The sequence below is a fragment of the Streptosporangium sp. NPDC023825 genome (genome assembly GCF_040639575.1).
Classification (GTDB): Bacteria; Actinomycetota; Actinomycetes; order Streptosporangiales; family Streptosporangiaceae; genus Streptosporangium.
Genome location: NZ_JBFAAE010000002.1, coordinates 173,289 through 191,033, shown reverse-complemented (window position 1 = coordinate 191,033; position 17,745 = coordinate 173,289). Strand labels below are relative to the sequence as shown.

General features: G+C 70.3%; 16 protein-coding genes. 11 read left to right on the top strand and 5 right to left on the bottom strand.

Annotation, left to right across the window (positions count from 1 at the left end; all coding sequences use genetic code 11):
* Positions 1-29: 29 nt before the first annotated feature.
* On the top strand, positions 30-1,232 hold the full coding sequence (locus AB0G15_RS02640) for a MarP family serine protease (protein ID WP_362834698.1): 1,203 nt from the start codon (positions 30-32) through the stop codon (positions 1,230-1,232).
* Between the two features lie 215 nt (positions 1,233-1,447).
* On the opposite strand, the gene AB0G15_RS02635 is transcribed toward AB0G15_RS02640, so the two are convergent.
* From AB0G15_RS02635 to acs, 4 genes are all read right to left on the bottom strand, one after another.
* Positions 1,448-1,888: a DUF309 domain-containing protein gene (locus AB0G15_RS02635; protein WP_362834697.1), complete on the bottom strand. Its 441-nt coding sequence runs from the start codon at positions 1,886-1,888 to the stop codon at positions 1,448-1,450.
* On the bottom strand, positions 1,885-2,808 hold the full coding sequence (locus AB0G15_RS02630) for an alpha/beta hydrolase (protein WP_362834696.1): 924 nt from the start codon (positions 2,806-2,808) through the stop codon (positions 1,885-1,887). The genes AB0G15_RS02635 and AB0G15_RS02630 overlap by 4 nt, the downstream gene beginning before the upstream one ends.
* A complete protein-coding gene (locus AB0G15_RS02625) occupies positions 2,805-3,272 on the bottom strand; it encodes a phage holin family protein (RefSeq protein WP_362834695.1) in 468 nt (155 codons plus the stop codon). The genes AB0G15_RS02630 and AB0G15_RS02625 overlap by 4 nt, the downstream gene beginning before the upstream one ends.
* A 907-nt stretch (positions 3,273-4,179) precedes the next feature.
* Positions 4,180-6,165 (bottom strand): acetate--CoA ligase, encoded by a 1,986-nt coding sequence (gene acs, locus AB0G15_RS02620; RefSeq protein WP_362834694.1) that lies wholly within the window; start codon positions 6,163-6,165, stop codon positions 4,180-4,182.
* A 465-nt stretch (positions 6,166-6,630) separates the two neighbouring features.
* On the opposite strand from acs, the gene AB0G15_RS02615 reads away from it, so the two are divergent.
* The 8 genes from AB0G15_RS02615 to AB0G15_RS02580 all read left to right on the top strand — a co-directional run bounded on the left by AB0G15_RS02615 (position 6,631) and on the right by AB0G15_RS02580 (position 14,277).
* Positions 6,631-7,419 (top strand): oxidoreductase, encoded by a 789-nt coding sequence (locus AB0G15_RS02615; RefSeq protein ID WP_362834693.1) that lies wholly within the window; start codon positions 6,631-6,633, stop codon positions 7,417-7,419.
* Positions 7,420-8,677: 1,258 nt separating this feature from the next.
* The gene (ssd, locus tag AB0G15_RS02610) at positions 8,678-9,724 is read left to right on the top strand and encodes a septum site-determining protein Ssd (protein WP_362834692.1); all 1,047 of its coding nucleotides are present in this window, start codon (positions 8,678-8,680) and stop codon (positions 9,722-9,724) included.
* Complete coding sequence (locus AB0G15_RS02605; protein WP_362834691.1) at positions 9,721-11,076, top strand: TadA family conjugal transfer-associated ATPase; 1,356 nt, start codon at positions 9,721-9,723, stop codon at positions 11,074-11,076. Before ssd ends, AB0G15_RS02605 begins: the two co-directional genes overlap by 4 nt.
* Positions 11,073-11,786, top strand: a complete 714-nt coding sequence (locus tag AB0G15_RS02600) for a type II secretion system F family protein (RefSeq protein WP_362834690.1) — start codon at positions 11,073-11,075, stop codon at positions 11,784-11,786. Before AB0G15_RS02605 ends, AB0G15_RS02600 begins: the two co-directional genes overlap by 4 nt.
* Positions 11,787-12,189: 403 nt before the next feature.
* The gene (locus AB0G15_RS02595; protein ID WP_362834689.1) at positions 12,190-12,771 is read left to right on the top strand and encodes a type II secretion system F family protein; all 582 of its coding nucleotides are present in this window, start codon (positions 12,190-12,192) and stop codon (positions 12,769-12,771) included.
* Positions 12,772-13,054: 283 nt separating this feature from the next.
* Positions 13,055-13,291, top strand: a complete 237-nt coding sequence (locus AB0G15_RS02590; RefSeq protein ID WP_362834688.1) for a DUF4244 domain-containing protein — start codon at positions 13,055-13,057, stop codon at positions 13,289-13,291.
* A 44-nt stretch (positions 13,292-13,335) separates the two neighbouring features.
* Positions 13,336-13,668 carry a TadE family type IV pilus minor pilin gene (locus tag AB0G15_RS02585; RefSeq protein ID WP_362834687.1) on the top strand — a complete coding sequence of 111 codons (333 nt, stop codon included), beginning with the start codon at positions 13,336-13,338 and terminating at the stop codon, positions 13,666-13,668.
* A gap of 201 nt (positions 13,669-13,869) precedes the next feature.
* Positions 13,870-14,277, top strand: a complete 408-nt coding sequence (locus AB0G15_RS02580; protein ID WP_362834686.1) for an Rv3654c family TadE-like protein — start codon at positions 13,870-13,872, stop codon at positions 14,275-14,277.
* Between the two features lie 24 nt (positions 14,278-14,301).
* Here the strand turns inward: AB0G15_RS02580 and AB0G15_RS02575 are convergent, their stop codons facing one another.
* Positions 14,302-16,545 carry a DEAD/DEAH box helicase gene (locus tag AB0G15_RS02575; RefSeq protein ID WP_362834830.1) on the bottom strand — a complete coding sequence of 748 codons (2,244 nt, stop codon included), beginning with the start codon at positions 16,543-16,545 and terminating at the stop codon, positions 14,302-14,304.
* Positions 16,546-16,808: 263 nt separating this feature from the next.
* Between AB0G15_RS02575 and AB0G15_RS02570 the strand changes: the two genes are divergently transcribed.
* Together AB0G15_RS02570 and AB0G15_RS02565 are read left to right on the top strand one after the other, a co-directional pair.
* Positions 16,809-17,159, top strand: coding sequence for an STAS domain-containing protein (locus AB0G15_RS02570; RefSeq protein ID WP_030916965.1), 351 nt, complete (start codon positions 16,809-16,811; stop codon positions 17,157-17,159).
* A 2-nt stretch (positions 17,160-17,161) separates the two neighbouring features.
* On the top strand, positions 17,162-17,614 hold the full coding sequence (locus tag AB0G15_RS02565; RefSeq protein WP_362834685.1) for an ATP-binding protein: 453 nt from the start codon (positions 17,162-17,164) through the stop codon (positions 17,612-17,614).
* Positions 17,615-17,745 lie beyond the last annotated feature (131 nt).

Below are 17,745 nucleotides of genomic sequence, written 5' to 3'. Positions count from 1 at the left end.
GCGGGGCGACGGCTGGATACCGTAAGGGAGTGAGCGGTGATCTCCTCGATCTCATCCTGATCGCCCTGATGGTGGCCTTCGCGGTGTCGGGATACCGCCAGGGGTTCATCATCGGTGCCCTGAGCTTTGTCGGTTTTGTCGGTGGCGGGCTGCTGGGCATGTTCATCGCCCCGCCCATCGCCGGAGCCGTGGTCGACGGCGAGACCGAACGCGCCCTGCTGGCGATCGTCATCGTCTTCCTCTCCGCCACGGTCGGGCAGTTCGCGTCGTCCACGATCGGCGCGGTGGTCCGCAGCCATGTCACCTGGGAGCCCGCCAAGGTCGTCGACGCGGTCGGCGGCACCTTCGCGAGCGCCTTCTCCGTGCTGATCATCGCGTGGCTGATCGGCTCGCTGCTGGCGTCGTCGCAGTTCACCCTGATCAGCGAGCAGGTCAACAGGTCCCTGCTGCTGACCACGGTCGACCAGACGCTGCCCAGCGCGGCCAAGGAGCTGCAGGTCCCCTTCAAGAACTTCATCGACACCTCCGGCTTCCCCAAGGTGTTCGACGCCATCGGAGGTGGCCAGCTCGTCGACGTCTCGCCGCCCGACCAAAGCGTGGCGACGAAGGGCAACAGGCAGCTCGACCGGGCGCGCCGGGGCATCGTCAAGGTCCAGGGCGTGGCCACGAGCTGCCGCAAGCACATCGAGGGCACCGGCTTCGTCTACGCCCAGAACAAGATCATGACGAACGCGCACGTGGTCGCCGGGGTCAACCAGGGTCTGCAGGTCACCGACTACCTCGACAAGACCCACCCTGCCAAGGTCGTGCTCTACAACCCCGACCGCGACATCGCCATCCTCCACGTCCCCGGGCTCAACATGCCCGTACTGCGCTTCGACGGCAGCGCGAAGAAGGGCGACGACGCGATCGTCGCCGGCTTCCCGCACGGCCTCGGCTACACCATGAACGTGGCCCGCATCCGGGTGCAGCAGAAGGCCAAGGGGTTCAACATCTACGAGCGCAAGAGCGTCGTCCGCGACGTGTACGCCATCCGCGGCCTGGTCCGCCAGGGCAACTCCGGCGGCCCGCTCCTCACCCCCGAGGGCAAGGTCTACGGTGTCGTCTTCGCCGCGGCCCTCAACCAGCAGGAGACCGGCTACGTGCTCACCGCCGCCGAGGTCGCGCCGGACGCCGAGGACGGCTCCAGGCTCTTCAACCGGGTCGACACCCAGGAGTGCGACCAGAACTGACGCGCCGTCCGGCTCCGCGACGCCCTGTCCGGCTTCGTGATGCCACATTTGGTTCATCCGGTTCTGTGGTGCACTGTCCGGCTTCGTGACGTCCGGTACGGTCGCCTGACGCTCCCGGTCCCGAACCACGGAAGCATCGTCAGAGTGACGTCAGAGCGCCGCCCGCGCATGTCACCGGGGCGTCGCCGGCACGTCCGGCCGGCGGGGGGCGAGGATCAGAGGAGTTCCTCGATCCTGGCGATGGCCGCCTCGGCCTCCAGGGTGTCGAGCTCGTGGGCGGTCCTGGCGATCCGCTCGTACGGCATGCCGTAGCGGCTGATCCGGTCGGCGCCCCGCGCGAACAGCGTCGCGGCCCCGCGGTGGTTTCCCCGTTGCAGGTGGGTGAGTCCGACGCAGATCTGCGCCAGTCCCTGCCACAGCTCGCGTTCCTCCTCGGGAGAGGTCTTCCAGCGGCCCTCCAGCACCTCGTGGGCGTGGAACGGCCGCCTCTCGCCGAGCAGGCGGCGCGCCTCGGAGAGGGCCTCCTCGGCGCTCGGCGCGTAGTCGTCCGGGATGCGTTCCACGCCCTCGGCGCCGTGCGGCAGCGGGCGTCCGAACGCGTCGCGGGGACGCTGGTTGCGCGGCCTCCCGTCGGGGTCCCGGTCCCGCCCGTTCATCGGTCGGGCTCCGGGTCGGACAGCCAGGCGACGAGCTCGGCGTCGAACTCGCCGGGGCGCTCCTCGTGCGGGAAGTGCCCGGCGCCCTCCATCAGCCGCCACCGGTAGGGGGCGGCGACGTAGCGGCCGGAGCCCTGGGCGGTGCGCGGCAGGATGTGCCTGTCGAGCGCGCCGTGCAACTGCAGGGTCGGCGCGTGGATCTGGGTACGCATGGTCCTCGCGTAGCGCCATCCGTCCGGCCGGAGCTGGGAGCGGCCGAACCAGCGGTGGTACTCCAGCGCGCAGTGCGACACGTTGCGAATACGGAACGCGTCGCGGTAGGTCCTCGCCACGTCCTCCTCGGGCCAGCCGGGGCCCGACCACCGGTCGAGCAGCCGCCCCACCCTGGCACCGGAGTTGGCGGTCAGACGACGCTCGGGAAGCAGCGGCAGCTGGAAGCCCAGCGCGTAGCGGGCCGCCCTGAACTGGCCGAAGGGCTCGGTGAACAGCGTGGTACGGAGACGGCGGGGGTGCGGAGCCGAGACCGGGACCAGCCGCAGGACCGCCTTGGGATCCGTCACGGCCATGGTCCAGGCGAGCAGCCCGCCCCAGTCGTGGCCGACGACGATCGCACCGGTCTCGCCCAGCGCCCGGATCAGCCCGGTCGCGTCGTCGGCCAGGGTGTGCAGGTCGTAGCCGCGCGGAGGCTTGTCACTGGCTCCGTAGCCCCGCAGGTCGACGGCGACGGTGCGGTAGCCCGCCGCCGGGAGCGAGACGAGCTGGTTGCGCCAGCTCCACCAGAACTGCGGGAATCCGTGGAGCAGCAGCACGAGGGGGCCCGTACCGGCTTCCACGACGTGGAAGCGGGTGCCGCCGGCGTGGACGGAGCGGTGGGTCCACGGCCCCTCGATCTTGACCAGGGACTCGTCGGGCCTGCTCACTGGCCGGGTCTCGCCGGGTCGCGACGGCCGTCCGGCTGGACGGCGGGGACCGGAGCCGTACCGGGGGCGGGCTCGGGCTCGCCGCTCCTGATGGTCTTGAGCGAGCGCAGTGTCCGCTTCATCCCGGTCAGGCCCTTGAGCCGCCGCATGCCGACGAAGACCAGCAGCCCGGCCGTGATCAGGTAGAGCAAGGTGACGATCAGGAAGGCGGCCCAGGGCCACAGGCCCACGCCGATCAGGGCGTAGGCGATCGTGAACGAGGCGAGGATCAGGCACAGGTGGGCCATGAACGCCGCGGCGCCGAAGAGCCCCGCCGCCGTGCCGACCCGCTTGGCGTCGAACCTGAACTCGGCCTTGGCCAGTTCGATCTCGGCGCGGACCAGGGTGGATATGTGGTCGCTGGCGGCGGCGACCAGCGCGCCCAGTGACTCCTCCTGTGGTTCCGCGGGCGGGATATGTGTCATGGACGATCTCCTATCGAGGGCCTTTGTCGAACATCATGCTGCGCGTTGAGGCGGTCGCGCACGCACACCCGCAGCGGAATCGTCGCCGGAACCGGCGTCGCGAGCACGCCGGTGGTCATCGCGTACCTGTCATCAAATATCTGCGTCGTCAAGACTTCAGACTTTAGTCCCGGAGAGGAAGGGAGGCGGGGGACTGCACCGGTTTGGTGAGGTCTCGGCTGTCCGGTGGTGAGAACCTGCACCACAGACCCCCGCCGGGCGGGTGGGATGCGTGGGATGTGACGTCTGTACGGGACCGTTGGCTCCTTGGTCGGGACCGTCGGGCTGTTGGCGGGAACGGCGAGCGCCGGGACGACTCACGGCCCGTGCGGGCGGGAGTTCCCCGTTTTCTGCGACCTTCGGTCCCGAAGAAGATGTCAACGAGCCGGGAGCTACCCCGGCGACGGCCCGGTGAACGTCGCAGGCCCGTGAGACCGGATCGGTGGGGCCGTGACCTGTTGGGCCATGACCCCGTGAGGGACCGGTGAGGCCGTGACCTGTGTGAGGGACCGGTGGGGCCATGACCCGTGAGAGACCGTGAGCCGTTGGGCCATGACCCGTGGAAGGGCCTCCCGAGCGGAGAGTCCCCGCCATCGGAGACGCCACCGGAGGTGTCCTCGAGGTCTTCATCGGGGACACCGACGGAGATGCCGCCGCAAAGCCGCCGGCGGTCCCGCCTTCGGAGGAACCGCCGAAGGCCCCTCCGTGAGTTCACACGAACCCACGGAGTTCGCGGGCCGGCGGGGAGCTCACGGAGGGATTCGCGCGGAGGACTTTTCGCGGGGAATCGGAGTGATCAAGCGGTTCGGTCTCTCCGGGCGGGCCGTGTCTCCGGCGTCTCCGGCGTCTCCGGGGTGTCCCGGCTCGCTCAGTCTTCGCTCTTGGCGCTGGGCAGCTTCTCCGAGATGAGGTTCATCACCGTGCTGTCGGCCAGGGTGGTGACGTCGCCGACGCTGCGGTTCTCCGCCACGTCACGCAGGAGACGCCGCATGATCTTGCCGGAGCGGGTCTTGGGCAGCTCGGGGACCACCAGGATCTGGCGCGGCTTCGCGATCGGGCCCAGCGCCTTGGACACGTGGGCGCGCAGTTCGGCCGCGATGTCCGCGCCCTCCTCGGCGTTGCCGCGCAGGATCACGAACGACACGATGGCCTGCCCGGTCACCGGGTCGGTCGCGCCGACCACGGCCGCCTCGGCGACCTTCGGGTGGGAGACCAGCGCCGACTCGACCTCGGTGGTGGAGATGTTGTGCCCGGAGACGAGCATGACGTCGTCCACCCGGCCGAGCAGCCAGATGTCACCGTCCTGGTCCTTCTTGGCACCGTCGCCCGCGAAGTACATGCCCTCGAAGCGGGACCAGTAGGTGTCGATGTAGCGCTGGTCGTCGCCCCAGATCGTACGGAGCATCGAGGGCCACGGGTCGCGGATCGCGAGGTAGCCGCCACCGCCGTTGCCCACGCTCCGGCCCTGGTCGTCGACCACGTCGGCGGTGATGCCCGGAAGCGGGCGCATGGCCGCGCCGGGCTTGCCCTCGGTGACGCCGGGCAGCGGGCTGATCATGACGGCGCCGGTCTCGGTCTGCCACCAGGTGTCGACGACCGGGGTACGGTTGCCGCCGATGTGCTCGCGGTACCAGACGTACGCCTCGGGATTGATCGGCTCGCCGACGCTGCCCAGGATCCGCAGCGAGGACATGTCGTACTTGGCGGGGATGTCGTCACCCCACTTCATGAACGTACGGATGGCCGTCGGGGCCGTGTAGAGCAGCGTGACCCCGTACTTCTGCACGATCTCCCAGAACCGGCCGCGGTGCGGGGTGTCCGGGGTGCCCTCGTAGATGACGCTGGTCGCGCCGTTGGCCAGCGGGCCGTACACGATGTAGGAGTGGCCGGTCACCCAGCCGATGTCGGCGGTGCACCAGTAGACGTCGGTGTCGGGCTTGAGGTCGAACACCGCGTTGTGGGTGTACGCGGCCTGGGTGAGGTAGCCGCCGGTGGTGTGCAGGATGCCCTTGGGCCTGCCGGTCGTCCCGCTGGTGTAGAGGATGTAGAGGGGGTCCTCGGCGTCGTTCGGCAGCGCCTCGTGGACGTCGGACTGCCGGTCCACGACGTCGTGCCACCAGACGTCCTTGTCGGTCTGCTCGACGTCCTGGCCGGTCCGCCTCACGACGAGGACGTGCTCGATGCCGGGGCACTCCGCGACCGCCTCGTCCACGGTGGGCTTGAGCGCGCTGGGCGCGCCGCGGCGGTAGCCGCCGTCGGCGGTGACCACGAGCTTGGCGTCGGCGTCCTTGATCCGGCCGCTGAGCGCGGCGGAGGAGAACCCGCCGAACACCACCGAGTGGATCGCTCCGATGCGGGCGCAGGCCAGCATCGTGATCGGCAACTCGGGGATCATCGGCATGTAGATCGCGACCCGGTCGCCCTTGCCGACGCCCAGTTCCTGGAGCGCGTTGGCCGCCTTGGAAACCTCGCGCAGCAGGTCGGAGTAGGTGAGCGTACGGGTGTCGCCCTCCGGCTCGCCCTCCCAGTGGTAGGCGACCTTGTCACCACGGCCCGCTTCCACGTGGCGGTCGACGCAGTTGTAGGCGATGTTGAGCTCGCCGCCGACGAACCACTTGGCGAAGGGCGGGTTCCACTCGAGGGTGGTGTCCCAGCGCTTCGACCAGGCCAGGCGGTCGGCCTGCCGTTCCCAGAAGGCGAGGCGGTCCCGTTCGGCCTCGGCGTAGGCGTCGGCGGTCACGTTCGCGGCCGCGGCCAGGTCGGCAGGAGGTGCGAACCGCCGGGTCTCTTTCAGCAGGTTCGACAGCGTCTCCTGGGTCTCACGCGACTCGGAACCAGGGGTCTCCGGGGCCACTACGCACTCCTCACGTACTGCTATCGACTGGTCGTGTCCCACTTCACCAGGCCACCCGTGTCCGCCACAAGAGGTCTAGACAGGTCTGTACCAATCGGTGATGGGGGGTCATATGTATTCAAAACACCTTGATTTTGGGGATAATCACCCTCGAAACGTTGCGTTTTCGACACCGTAGGAATGTAGACGGCGTTATTCAACGCGCAGCGGCGGCGCGGTGCGCCGGGCGGTGTCATGTGCTCGGTGAACGGTCCGACCGCTGTTCCCCGGGGTGATCTTCCGGGAGGGCCTCCGAGGACCGGATTCCCACGGCCGGTCCTTCGGCCCGCTTCCCGGTTTCCGGCTCCCCGAAGGAGGGCTTCGCCGGGCGTCTCCGGTCTGGTCGGGGCTTCGCTGAGCGGTCCTGCTTGGGCGTCTCCGGTCTGGTCGGGGCTTCGCTGAGCGGTCCCGATAGGGTCAGGCAGCGTGAACGACCCATTGGCTGTCATCGCGGGAATGCCCGGAGTGTCCGAGGCGGTCACCGACGCGCGCAAGGCCGTCGACCGGCTCTACGGGCATCGCGTGCTGCGGCGCAAGAGCCCGGAGGTATCGGCCAGATCCGCGCTGCGCGGTGCCCGCGCGTCAGCCGCCCTGGAGGGTGTGGACGTGCCCCTCGACGTCATCCCCGAGGTCACCGATCCCGTGGTGCAGGGCGCGCTGCGCGTCTCGGCCGAACTGGGGCGGCTCGGCGCCACCTGGCGTACGGCGCCCCGCCAGGTGCTGGCCAGACTGCACACGCTCGCCGCCTCGGGGCTCACCGGAGAAGGCGGCGCGGCCGACCTCGGCCGTCCGAGGGCCACCGCCGCGGCCCCCGACCCGCTCGGACTGGGCGCCGCCCCCGGGCCACAGGAGGCGGTGGCACGGGTGGACGGGCTGGTCCAGTTGGTGACGGCCGCCTCGAAGGCCCCCGCGCTGGTGCTCGCCGCCGTCGTACACGCGGAACTTGCCGTGCTGCGCCCGTTCGGGACGGCGGACGGGGTGGTCGCGCGCGCGGCGGAGCGGCTGACGCTGGTGGAGTTCGGCCTGGACCCGAAGTCGCTGGTGGCCGTCGAGGTGGGCCACCTCGAACTCGGCCCGGCCTACGGGGAGGGGTTGCGATCGTATCTGAGCGGCACCCCCGAGGGTGTCGCCGCGTGGGTGCGGCACTGCGCGTCGGCGGTCGCGCTGGGCGTGCGCGAGGCCACGGCGATCTGCGAGGCCATGCAGCGGGGCTGACCTTTTGCGAGGTCATGCAGCGGGGCTGACCTTTTGCGAGGTCATGCAGCGGGGCTGACCTCGGGCGGGTCGCCGCCTGCCCGTCTCCCCGGGCGACGGCTGGTTCTGCTCGTGCCCCGGGGTGTGGCTGCCGTCGCTCGTGTCTCTGAGCGACGGCCGGCGGCGGCTTCGATCACCGAGCGTCACCGATTACGGACATCCCGAGTGGCCGTCCTCATAAACCGACGGCGCCCCTGGTGAGGGGCGCCGTCGCCGACACGTTCCTACCGGGTTACCAAGCGTGCACCTGATAATCGCTGGAGCGGGACAAGCCCGCGCCAGCGCGCCTCCCGCGGCTGGCGGCGCGTGGGTACTCGGCGGCCGTGCCCGGACAAGTGGTCCGTGAAACCTTTGTACGTCCGATCCGCGCTGATGGGAACCCCTAGGAGCAAGACCTTTACAGATCGGGGGACATTAATGGACGAACCATCTGTTATGCCGTTTATCATCCGGAAGGCTTGGCCGGTGCGACGCCCGGAGGGTGGCCGGACACCCTGACGGTGATCACTGAGTGTTACCGCCGCTCGCCCGCACGCAGAGCGCATCTTGACAGGGCCGTATCCGGAGACTGGACCGTTACATTAAAAAAGTAGGGGAAATCGGGGATTACTCCTCGACGAAACTTGAGTTGATCGGGCAGCATGAGGTGGTATCTCCCCAAACCGGAGTAACTGCGCATGGGTTGCATCGCACTCCCCTCGCCAGGCTCTGGCAGCTGTTGAAAGCTTTCTTCTGAAACGGGACCGGCTCTACCCCCCCAGAGCCGGACCGGTTGGCGACCCCCGCTCTCCCCCCCGGCGGGGGTCGCCCCTTTTCCCGGCCGCCCTCCGCCCGGTTTCCCGGGCCGCCCTCTGTCCGGGCGGCACGCCTTCCCTGTCTCGTTCCCGGTACGGCGGTTTCCTCGGTACGGCGGTCTCCTCGGTACGCCTCTTCGCCTTCCGGGTACGGCCTCTCCCCTCTTACCGGCGGATCTCCATGTACGGATCCATATATGGATGTTCCTGCCTGCACAGGCTCCCGCGCGGGCGCTCCGGTGCGTACAGGATCGCGCGTGAACGTACCGGTCGGAGGGTTTCCACACTCGCGCGTGAACGTACCGGTCGCGGGTTTTCCACAGGGCGCACCGTTGGCGGCCGGTTGTCCACAGTGCGGCGTTCGGTATCCCGAGGAGGGGCGGTCGTCACGGAGGGTGGGACTCCCGCACCTCAGGGAGGCATCCGTGGACCGCCCGCTGGTCATCACCGAAGACCACGATCTGCTCGACGACCTGCTCCGTGTCGCCGCCGCGGCCGGAGCCGAGCTCGATGTCGCCCACGTGCCCGCGCACGCCCGGCCCTACTGGAACCGCGCCCCGCTGGTCGTCGTCGGTGGCGACGTGGCCGACGCCCTGGCCGCGACCGGACCGCCACCTCGCCCTCGCGTCTTCCTGGCCACCCATACCTCCGAGGATCCCGACACGTGGCGCAGGTGCGTCGCGGTCGGAGCCCAGGGCGTGCTGGAGTTGCCCGCCGCGGAGCGGCGGCTGGCCGACGAGTTCGCCGACGCCGTCGAGCCGCCCGCGAGACCCGGATCCGTGGTGTGTGTCGCGGGCGGGCGGGGAGGAGCGGGAGCCAGCGTCCTGGCCGGTTCGCTGGCACTGGCCGCGTCCCGGCAGCGCGTCCGCACCCTCCTCGTCGACGCCGACCCGCTCGGCGGCGGTCTTGACCTCCTGCTCGGGCAGGAGGAGTCCGACGGAGCGCGCTGGTCCGACCTGGTCGCCCGTGAGGGCAGGGTCAGCTACACCGCGCTCCAGGCGGCCCTGCCGACCTACGGCGGGCTGACGTTGCTCTCCTTCGACCGGGGCAAGGTCGACCCGATCCCGGCCGAGGCGATGCGCTCGGTTCTCGAGGCGGGCCGCAGGGGCTTTGACCTGGTGGTCGTCGATCTGCCGCGCCACCTCGACCAGGCCGCGGTGGAGGCGCTCGGGCGAGCCGCCACGACCCTCCTGGTCGTCACCGCCGACGTGCGCGGCGTGCTCGCCGCGGCCCAGGTGCTCGCCGGGCTGTGCGGGCACACGGGCGAGGTGCGGGCCGTCGTGCGCAGCGGGGTCCTGAACGGTGACGTGGTGGCGACCTCGCTCGGCATCCCGTACGGCGGCAGTCTCCCCGACCAGCCGCGTCTCGCCGCCGCGCTCGATCGGGGCGACGTTCCCCCGCTCGGTCGCCGCACCTCTCTCGGCCGGTTCTGCGCCGAGTTCCTGCACGAGCTGTTCGGACCGGACGCGTGAAGCGGGCCGAGAGCGCTGTGACGGTCTCGCCGGAATTGGTGGAGGCGGTCCGCGTACGGCTGGCCAGGACAGGCGTCGAGCCCAGCGCCGCGCACGTCACGGTCGCCCTGCGGGCCGAGCGGGCGATGCTGGGCGACGCGGAGATACTGGCGGTGGCCCGGGTCCTGTGCGCCGATCTCATCGGGGCGGGTCCACTGGAGCCGTTGCTGGCCGAGGCCGAGGTCACCGACGTGCTGGTGAACGGCCCGCGCGAGGTGTGGGTCGACGACGGCAGCGGGCTGCGCCTGACCTCGATCGTCTTCCCGGGCGAAGACGCTCTCCGGCGGCTCGCGCAGCGTCTCGCCTCCGCGGCGGGCAGGCGCCTCGACGACGCGTGCCCGTACGTCGACGCCCGCCTCGCCGGAGGCGTCCGGCTCCACGCCGTCCTTCCGCCCGTGGCACCCAACGGCACCTGTCTTTCCCTGCGGCTACCGCCTAAACGCACCTTCACCCTTCCTGACCTGGTCGAAGCGGGTGCGATCAGGGCCGACAGCGTCGCCGTTCTGACCGCGGTGATCGAGTCGAGGCTTGCCTTCCTGGTCACGGGCGGCACGGGTACGGGCAAGACGACCATGCTCTCCGCCCTGCTCTCTCTGGCCCACCCCGGGGAGAGGCTGCTGCTGGTCGAGGACTCCGCGGAGCTGAGACCGCTTCATCCCCACGTCGTCCGCCTGGAGTCGCGCCCGGCCAACCTTGAGGGCGCCGGTGGTGTCGGCCTGCGCGACCTTGTCCGCCAGGCCTTGCGGATGCGCCCCGACCGGCTTGTCGTCGGAGAGGTCAGGGGGGCCGAAGTCGTCGATCTCCTCAGCGCTTTGAACACCGGGCACGAGGGAGGTTGCGGCACCCTGCACGCCAACACCGCGACCGATGTGCCGCCCCGCCTGGAAGCGCTGGGATGCGCGGCGGGTCTCAGCAGGGAGGCGGTCCACAGCCAGATCGCCGCCGCCCTGGACGTCGTCGTCCACCTGGTCCGCGACCATGCCGACGGCCGTCGCCGGGTCGCCGAGATCTGCATGATGGTCCGCCGCCCCTCGGGGTTGGTCGAGGCCGAATCGGCTCTCACCTTCACCCCGGACGGCCAGGTGATCCCCGGTCCCGGCCTGCCCGCCCTCGCGGCCCGAGCACCCGGCGTCGCGGATCCGGGGCCGGCGATGTCCGCGCCCGATCGCCAACGGGAGTCCCGACAGGATGTCCTCGGCCGGCCGAGCTCCGGCGAGCCGGTGTCGTGGCCTGTGTCACGGCCGCTGCCACAGCCGGTGTCCCGGTCGGCATCACAGCCGGTGTCGTGGCCGGTGTCACGGTCGGCGTCATGACGGCGACCGCCTTGGTCCTCGCCGCCCTGGCGGCGTGGTTGTGGGCGGGAGTGGATCCCGGTACCGCCCGCCTGCGCCGGATGAGACGTCGAAGCATGGTCGCCGTCGCCTCGGGTTCTCTCCGCGAGAGACTCACCGCCCGGTCGCGGCCTTCCAAGCGCGCGGATGCCTGGCGAGCCGCGTCGATCGAGCTGTGCCAGGGCCTCGCCGCGGAGCTCGCGGCGGGGCGGACGGCGGGTGAGGCGCTGGCGCGGGCCGTGGGGGCGGCGGGGTTTCCCGATCCCGCCGCCCTGCGCCCGCTGGTCGCGGCCGCGAGAGACGGAGGCGACGTTCCCGCCGCTCTGCTGGCGGTGGCGCCCGAACACGGGGGTGAGGCGTTCCGAGGGCTGGCCGCCTGTTGGAAGGTGAGCGTGACCGCCGGGGCGGGTCTGTCCGTTCTCGTCGACCGTGTCGCCGATTCCCTGCGAGAGGCCCAGGTTCATCGTCACGACGTCGCCGCGCAGCTCGCCGGTCCCCGGGCCACGGCCCGGTTGCTCGCGGGCCTCCCCGTTCTCGGTCTGCTGATGGCGGCCGGTCTCGGTATGCGCCCGCTGCACTTCCTTTTCGGCAGTCCGGCGGGTGCCGGTTGCCTGGTCGTCGGCCTCGCGCTCGACGCCTGCGGGCTGTGGTGGACCCATCGTCTGGTCACTCGTGCCCAGCAGGGCCGATGACCGCGCGGCCAGGTCGGAGAGGCGGCCGGATCAGAGGGGATGAGAAACAATGATCATTTTGCTCGCCGTGGTGTGCGCCGGAATCGCCGCTCGGCTGTGGAGCAGCCGGAGAGAGCCCGCCGACCGGCTCCGCCGTGTGCGGCGCTCACCCCATCCGGTCAGGTTCCCGGAGACGTCGCAGGAGGTCGAAGCGTCCGCGTTCTCCCTGTCCGCGGGGGTGGCTCGTGACCCCTCTGCGCGCGCGATCCATGACGCGCCGGCGCGCATGTTCCGCGATACCTCCGCGAGCACGGCTCGCGGCACAGCCGGGAGGAGCGGCGCAGTCGGGAGGAGGGGCCGCGACGCGTTCGGAGGGACGGCTTGTGAGCCGGAGGGGAGGCGGCTGCCGGGACGGGGTGAGATCGTGGTCGCCGCCGCTTCCGGGCTGGCGGCGTTCCTGGCCGTGGGGGGCCTGGCAGGGGCGGTCGCGGGCGTCGCCGGTTTCGGGATCGCGCTGGTCGTCCTGCGAAGGCGGGAGCCCCCCGAACTGCGCGAGGAACGCCGGAGGGTGACGGCGGATCTGCCATTGGCGGCCGATCTCATGGTCGCCTGCCTGCGTGCCGGCCAGCCGATCACCGGGGCCATCGACGTTACGGTGGAGGCGATCGGCGGGCCGCTGGGCGAGAGACTGGCCTGGGTGAGTGGCCGGCTGAGACTGGGAGCGGCGCCGGAGAGCGCCTGGCAGGTCCTGGGCTCAGAGCGCTCGCTCGCCCCTCTGGCACGGGCCATGAGCCGGGCCGCGCTGAGCGGCGCACCGGTGGCCGATGTCCTCATCAGGTTGTCCGACGACTCCCGCCGCGTCGCTCGTGCCGCGTCGTCGGCAGCCGCCCAGCGGGTGGGAATCCAGGTCGTTGCCCCCCTGGGATTGTGCTTTCTCCCCGCCTTCGTCTTTTTGGGAATCATCCCCGTCGTGGCGGGTCTCGCCGGTGAGGTGCTGCTTCCCTAAGTTATCCACAGGGTTTTCCCGACAGGGCAGGGTTATCCACAGGGAAACGATGATTCCTGTGGATAGAGCTCTGGAAATTTCCCCATCTGGCCCCTGAAACGGCTCTCCTCGTTCGAAGAGGGCCGTTTCATGCTTTCCGGCGACATTCTCTGCTACTGGGCTGTGGACAACCCGAGGTTCTTCCACAGAATGCAGTTCGAGTCAACGGGGCCGCGGGCGTATGGAGAACCCTGGCGTCACCGATGCCGGACGGTGGGTCCGGTGGAGATCTCCAGGAGGAGAGATGGCTCGAACCAGTGCCGTTCACGCGTGGCGCGACTGGTCGCGGTGGCCGCGTGTCCGGTGGGCACTGCTGACCGCCGGCGCGCACCGCGACCGAGGCATGTCCACGGCCGAATACGCGGTCGGAACGATCGCCGCCTGCGCTTTCGCGGCCCTCCTCTTCAAGGTGGTGACGAGTTCCGACGTCCAGCAGATGATCACGGCTTTGATCAACCGAGCACTCACCGTGGCCGGATGATCCTCCCGGCGTCGGTGGCCTCCTCTCGCCGGTCGAGAGGTTCGGTGACCGCGGAGACGGCCGCCGCGCTACCTGCCCTCATGGTCGTGCTGGGAGCGGGGCTGTGGGCCGTGGCGGCGGTCGAGGCGCGACTGGAGTGTGTGGATGCCGCGCGGGCCGGGGCTCGGGCCGCCTCGCGCGGCGAAACGCTCGAGCGGGTCCGAGGCGGCGTCCTGTCGATGGTTCCGGCGGGCGCCGTGGTCACGGTGACCCGGAGCGCGGAAACGGTGCGGGTGGAGGTGTCCGTGGACGTCAGGCCTCGTTGGGGCGCCTCGCTCCCGAGCGTGACCGTTCACGCGACCGCCGTGTCCGTCACCGAGCCGGGGCTGGAGCGGTAGGTGCGTGGCTCGTGACCGGAGCGGGAGGGCGTGGCTCGTGGCCGGATTCGCAGGGGGCACACCACAGCCACCCCCGGCCGGCCGGGACCGTGGCGGCGGCGAGCGTCATGCGTCGGCCAGAACCGTGGGCCAACCAGGAGGCCGGGAAACCGGGCCGAAAGAGAAGGAACGAAAGAGGCCGAAAGAGAAGGGAGAGGGGACGTGTCCGCGGCAAGACGAGAGGCCGGTACGGGGATGAGCGGAGAGAACGCGCAACGAGGGTCGGCGACGATCTGGACGGTCGGGCTCATGGCGCTGGTCTTCGCGGTCGCGGCGGCGGTCGTGTTCGCGGGTGCGGCCAGGGTCGCGCGCCACCGGGCGCAGAGCGCCGCCGACCTGAGCGCGCTCGCCGCCGCCCGGCTGGCCTTCGCGGATCCCGGCCGAAGCTGCGGGAGGGCCTCCTCGCTGGCCGCGGACAACGGTGCCAGGGTCACTCGCTGTTCTCTCAGTGACGGCGGCGTCGCGGACATCGAGGTGACCATGGAGGTGTCACTGCCCCTGAAGGGACCGGTGGCGATCACCGCCAGGGCGCGTGCGGGCCCCGTGCACATCGCCGATCCCGGCCCTTGACGGCCGTCTGATGAAACCCGGCTGTCACGTTCGCGGCTCGTCCTGGGAGAGCAGGACGGCGAGAAGCCGGAGGGCGCCGGCCTTGTCGAGGGGTTCGTTGCCGTTGCCGCACTTGGGGGACTGGATGCACGACGGGCAGCCGCGTTCGCACTCGCAGGAGGCGATGGCCTCGCGGGTGGCCGTGAGCCAGTCGTGCGCGCGGGCGTAACCACGTTCGGCGAAACCGGCGCCGCCCTCGTGGCCGTCGTAGACGAAGACGGTCAGCAGCCCGGTGTCGGGATGGAGCTCTGTGGAGACACCCCCGATGTCCCAGCGGTCGCAGGTCGCGAAGAGCGGCAGCAGGCCGATGGAGGCGTGTTCGGCCGCGTGCGCGGCACCGCCGAGGTCCACGCCCTCCTCGGCGAGGGGGACGATCGCCGAGATGGGCAGCGTCCACCAGACGGCACGGGTCCGCAGCGTGCGCGGGGGCAGGTCGAGGGGTTCGTCCCCCATGAGCTCGCCGCTCTGGGCTCGGCGCTTGAGATAGGCCACCACCTGGCTCGTCACCTCGACCGCGCCGAAATGGAGCTCTCCCTGCCCGAGGGGGTGCGAGCGAAGGGACTCGATGACCGAGATGTCGGTGACGTCCCTGGCGAAGGTCGTGTAGTCGGGAGTTCCGGCCTCGACCAGCGCGACCCCCGCCTCCAGATCGAGTTCGGCCACCAGGAACGTCTCTCCCTGGTGCACGTAGACGGCGCCGGTGTGCACGGTGGAGTGGGCCGAGGGCTCGTCCACGGTGCCGAGCAGCCGCCCGGTGGACATCTCGACGACGTGAACGGGCGCGGCGCCCGCTCCCCGGATGTCGGCGAGGTCGGTGGCGCGCCTCCGGCTGGTCCAGAACCAGCCCGCGGAACGTTCCCTGAGCAGGCCGTCTCCGACCAGGTCCGCGAGGACCTCCTTGGTGGAAGGGCCGAAGATGTCCAGTTCGTCGTGGGTCAGCGGGATCTCGGCCGCCGCCGCGCACAGATGGGGCCCCAGCACGTACGGGTTGCCGGGGTCGAGCACGATCGATTCCACGGGACGGCCGAACAGGGCCTCCGGATGGTGAACGAGATAGGTGTCCAGGGGGTCGTCCCTGGCGATCAGCACCGCCAGCGCGTCCTGCCCGTCCCGCCCGGCCCGCCCGGCCTGCTGCCAGAGGGAGGCGCGGGTTCCCGGCCACCCCGCGATGAGCACGGCGTCCAGCCCGGAGATGTCGACGCCGAGTTCCAGCGCGTTGGTCGTCGCCAGGCCGAGCAGTTCGCCGGAGCGCAGTGCCCTTTCCAGGCCCCTGCGATCCTCGGCCAGATATCCCGCCCGGTAGGCCGCCACCTTGCCGGGCAGGTCCGCGGGCGCCTCCCCGTCGGCGATGAGGTCCTGGAGTCTGGCCCGCGTGGTGAGGGCCACGGTCTCGGCGGCCCGGCGGGAGCGGACGAAGGCCAGGGTCCGCACGTCGGAGGCGACGAGGTCGGCCAGGATGTCCGCGCTCTCGGCGGTCGCCGGGCGGCGGACCGGGGCCCCGCCCTCGCCGCGCAGGTCGGTCAGGGGTGGTTCCCACAGCGCGAAGGTGGTCGCGCCCCGGGGGGAGGCGTCCGCGGTCACCTCGGCCATCTGGAGGCCTGTCAGGCGCCTCGCGAAGATTCCGGGCTCGCTGGCCGTCGCCGAGGAGAGCAGGAAGGTCGGGCTGGAGCCGTAGCGGGCGCAGATCCGGCGCAGGCGGCGCAGGATCTGCGCGACATGGGAGCCGAACACGCCCCGATAGCCGTGGCACTCGTCCACGACGACCATCCGCAGCCGTCGCCAGAAGGGCGACCACTGAGCGTGACGGGGCAGCAGGCCGCGATGGAGCATGTCCGGGTTGGTGAGGACGTAGTTGGCGTGCTTGCGCACCCAGGTCCTCTCCTCGAAGGAGGTGTCGCCGTCGTAGGTGGCGGCCCGGAGGCCGGGAGGATCGAGCTCGCGCAGCGCGCGGAGCTGGTCGGCGGCCAGCGCCTTGCTGGGCGACAGGTAGAGGACCGTGCCGCCGTCGAGCGTCGAGGAGAGTGCCGGGACCAGGTAAGAAAGGGATTTGCCCGACGCGGTCCCTGTGGAAATGATCACGTTTTGGCCACGGTGGACCAGGTCCGCGGCCTCGGCCTGATGCGGCCACAGGCCGGAAATACCGTGGTTCGCCCAGCGCGTAACCAGCCGCTGGTCGACCCAGTCCGGCCAGCGGGTCTCACCGGCCTGACGTGCGGGAACGCGCTCCACATGGGTGACACGCCCATGACGTGCGGGAACGTCGAGAAGACGGCTGAGGGCGTTGCCCGCGCCGAGGGGCGAGGATGAGGGCGGGGTCACTGGTTTCCAGTCTCACATCTGTGGGCAGAGTCGCCGGGAATCGTGATTTCGTATAGACACTGAGCGTACGCATGGTTGAATGCCGCGCGTCGGGGCTTGTCGTCCGGGGGCCACCCGGTCCCAGGAGGGCACGCCCGAATCGGTACTTTCGCAGGCAAGGCGCTGGAGGATCTGTGGATCTGAAGTTGGACCACCATTCCGAGGACCGTCTCACCATCGTTGAGGTCGAGGGTGAGATCGATGTCTACACCGCGCCCAGATTGCGTGAGCTCCTGATCGACCTGGTCAACAAGGGGAATTTCCACCTGCTCGTCAACATGGAGAAGGTCGACTTCCTTGACTCCACGGGCCTTGGTGTCCTGGTCGGCGGGCTCAAGCGAGTTAGGGCGCACGATGGCTCACTGGAGCTTGTCTGCACCCAGGAGCGCATCCTGAAGATTTTCCGGATCACCGGACTGACAAAGGTCTTCGGGATCTATGCCTCGGTCGACGAGGCCAAGGAAGCTCACGGTCGAGACAAGTAGTCGTGGCTACCGTCGAGCTGACGTTCAGCGCTCTCCCCGCGCATGTGCGGACGGCACGTCTGGTCGCCACGGCTATCGCCAGGCGCACCGGGGTGCAGGAGTCGCTGCTGGACGAGGTAAGGCTTGCTGTCGGTGAGGCGTGCTCGCGGGCCGTGGAGGCACATCGCCTCCACTGTCCGGGGGAGCCGATCCGGATCGAGCTACGTGATGACTCGGGGCGTTTCGAGGTGACGGTCACCGACTCCGCCCCCAGTGACAGTGACGAGCTGGAGCATGATCGCGCCCTTCTGGGGTTCGACGATCCGTTCGGGCAGCTTCCCGATGACCTGATGGCCGGTTTCGGCATCGCGGTCATCGCGGGGCTGGCCGACGACGTTCAGGTCTACCCGAGCCAGAAGGGCATGTGCATTCGCATGAGCTGGCCGGCGGCGACGAACGGGATGTCTCCGGTCTGACAGAGAAGACTTCGGCGACCGGGCGTGTCCACACGGACACGCCCGGTTGTTCGTTGGGGTGGGTTGGCTCGCGGAGGGCGTGGTCCAGGTAGAGGATCCGCCGGTGACGTCCCGTGAACGCGCCTGGCGGT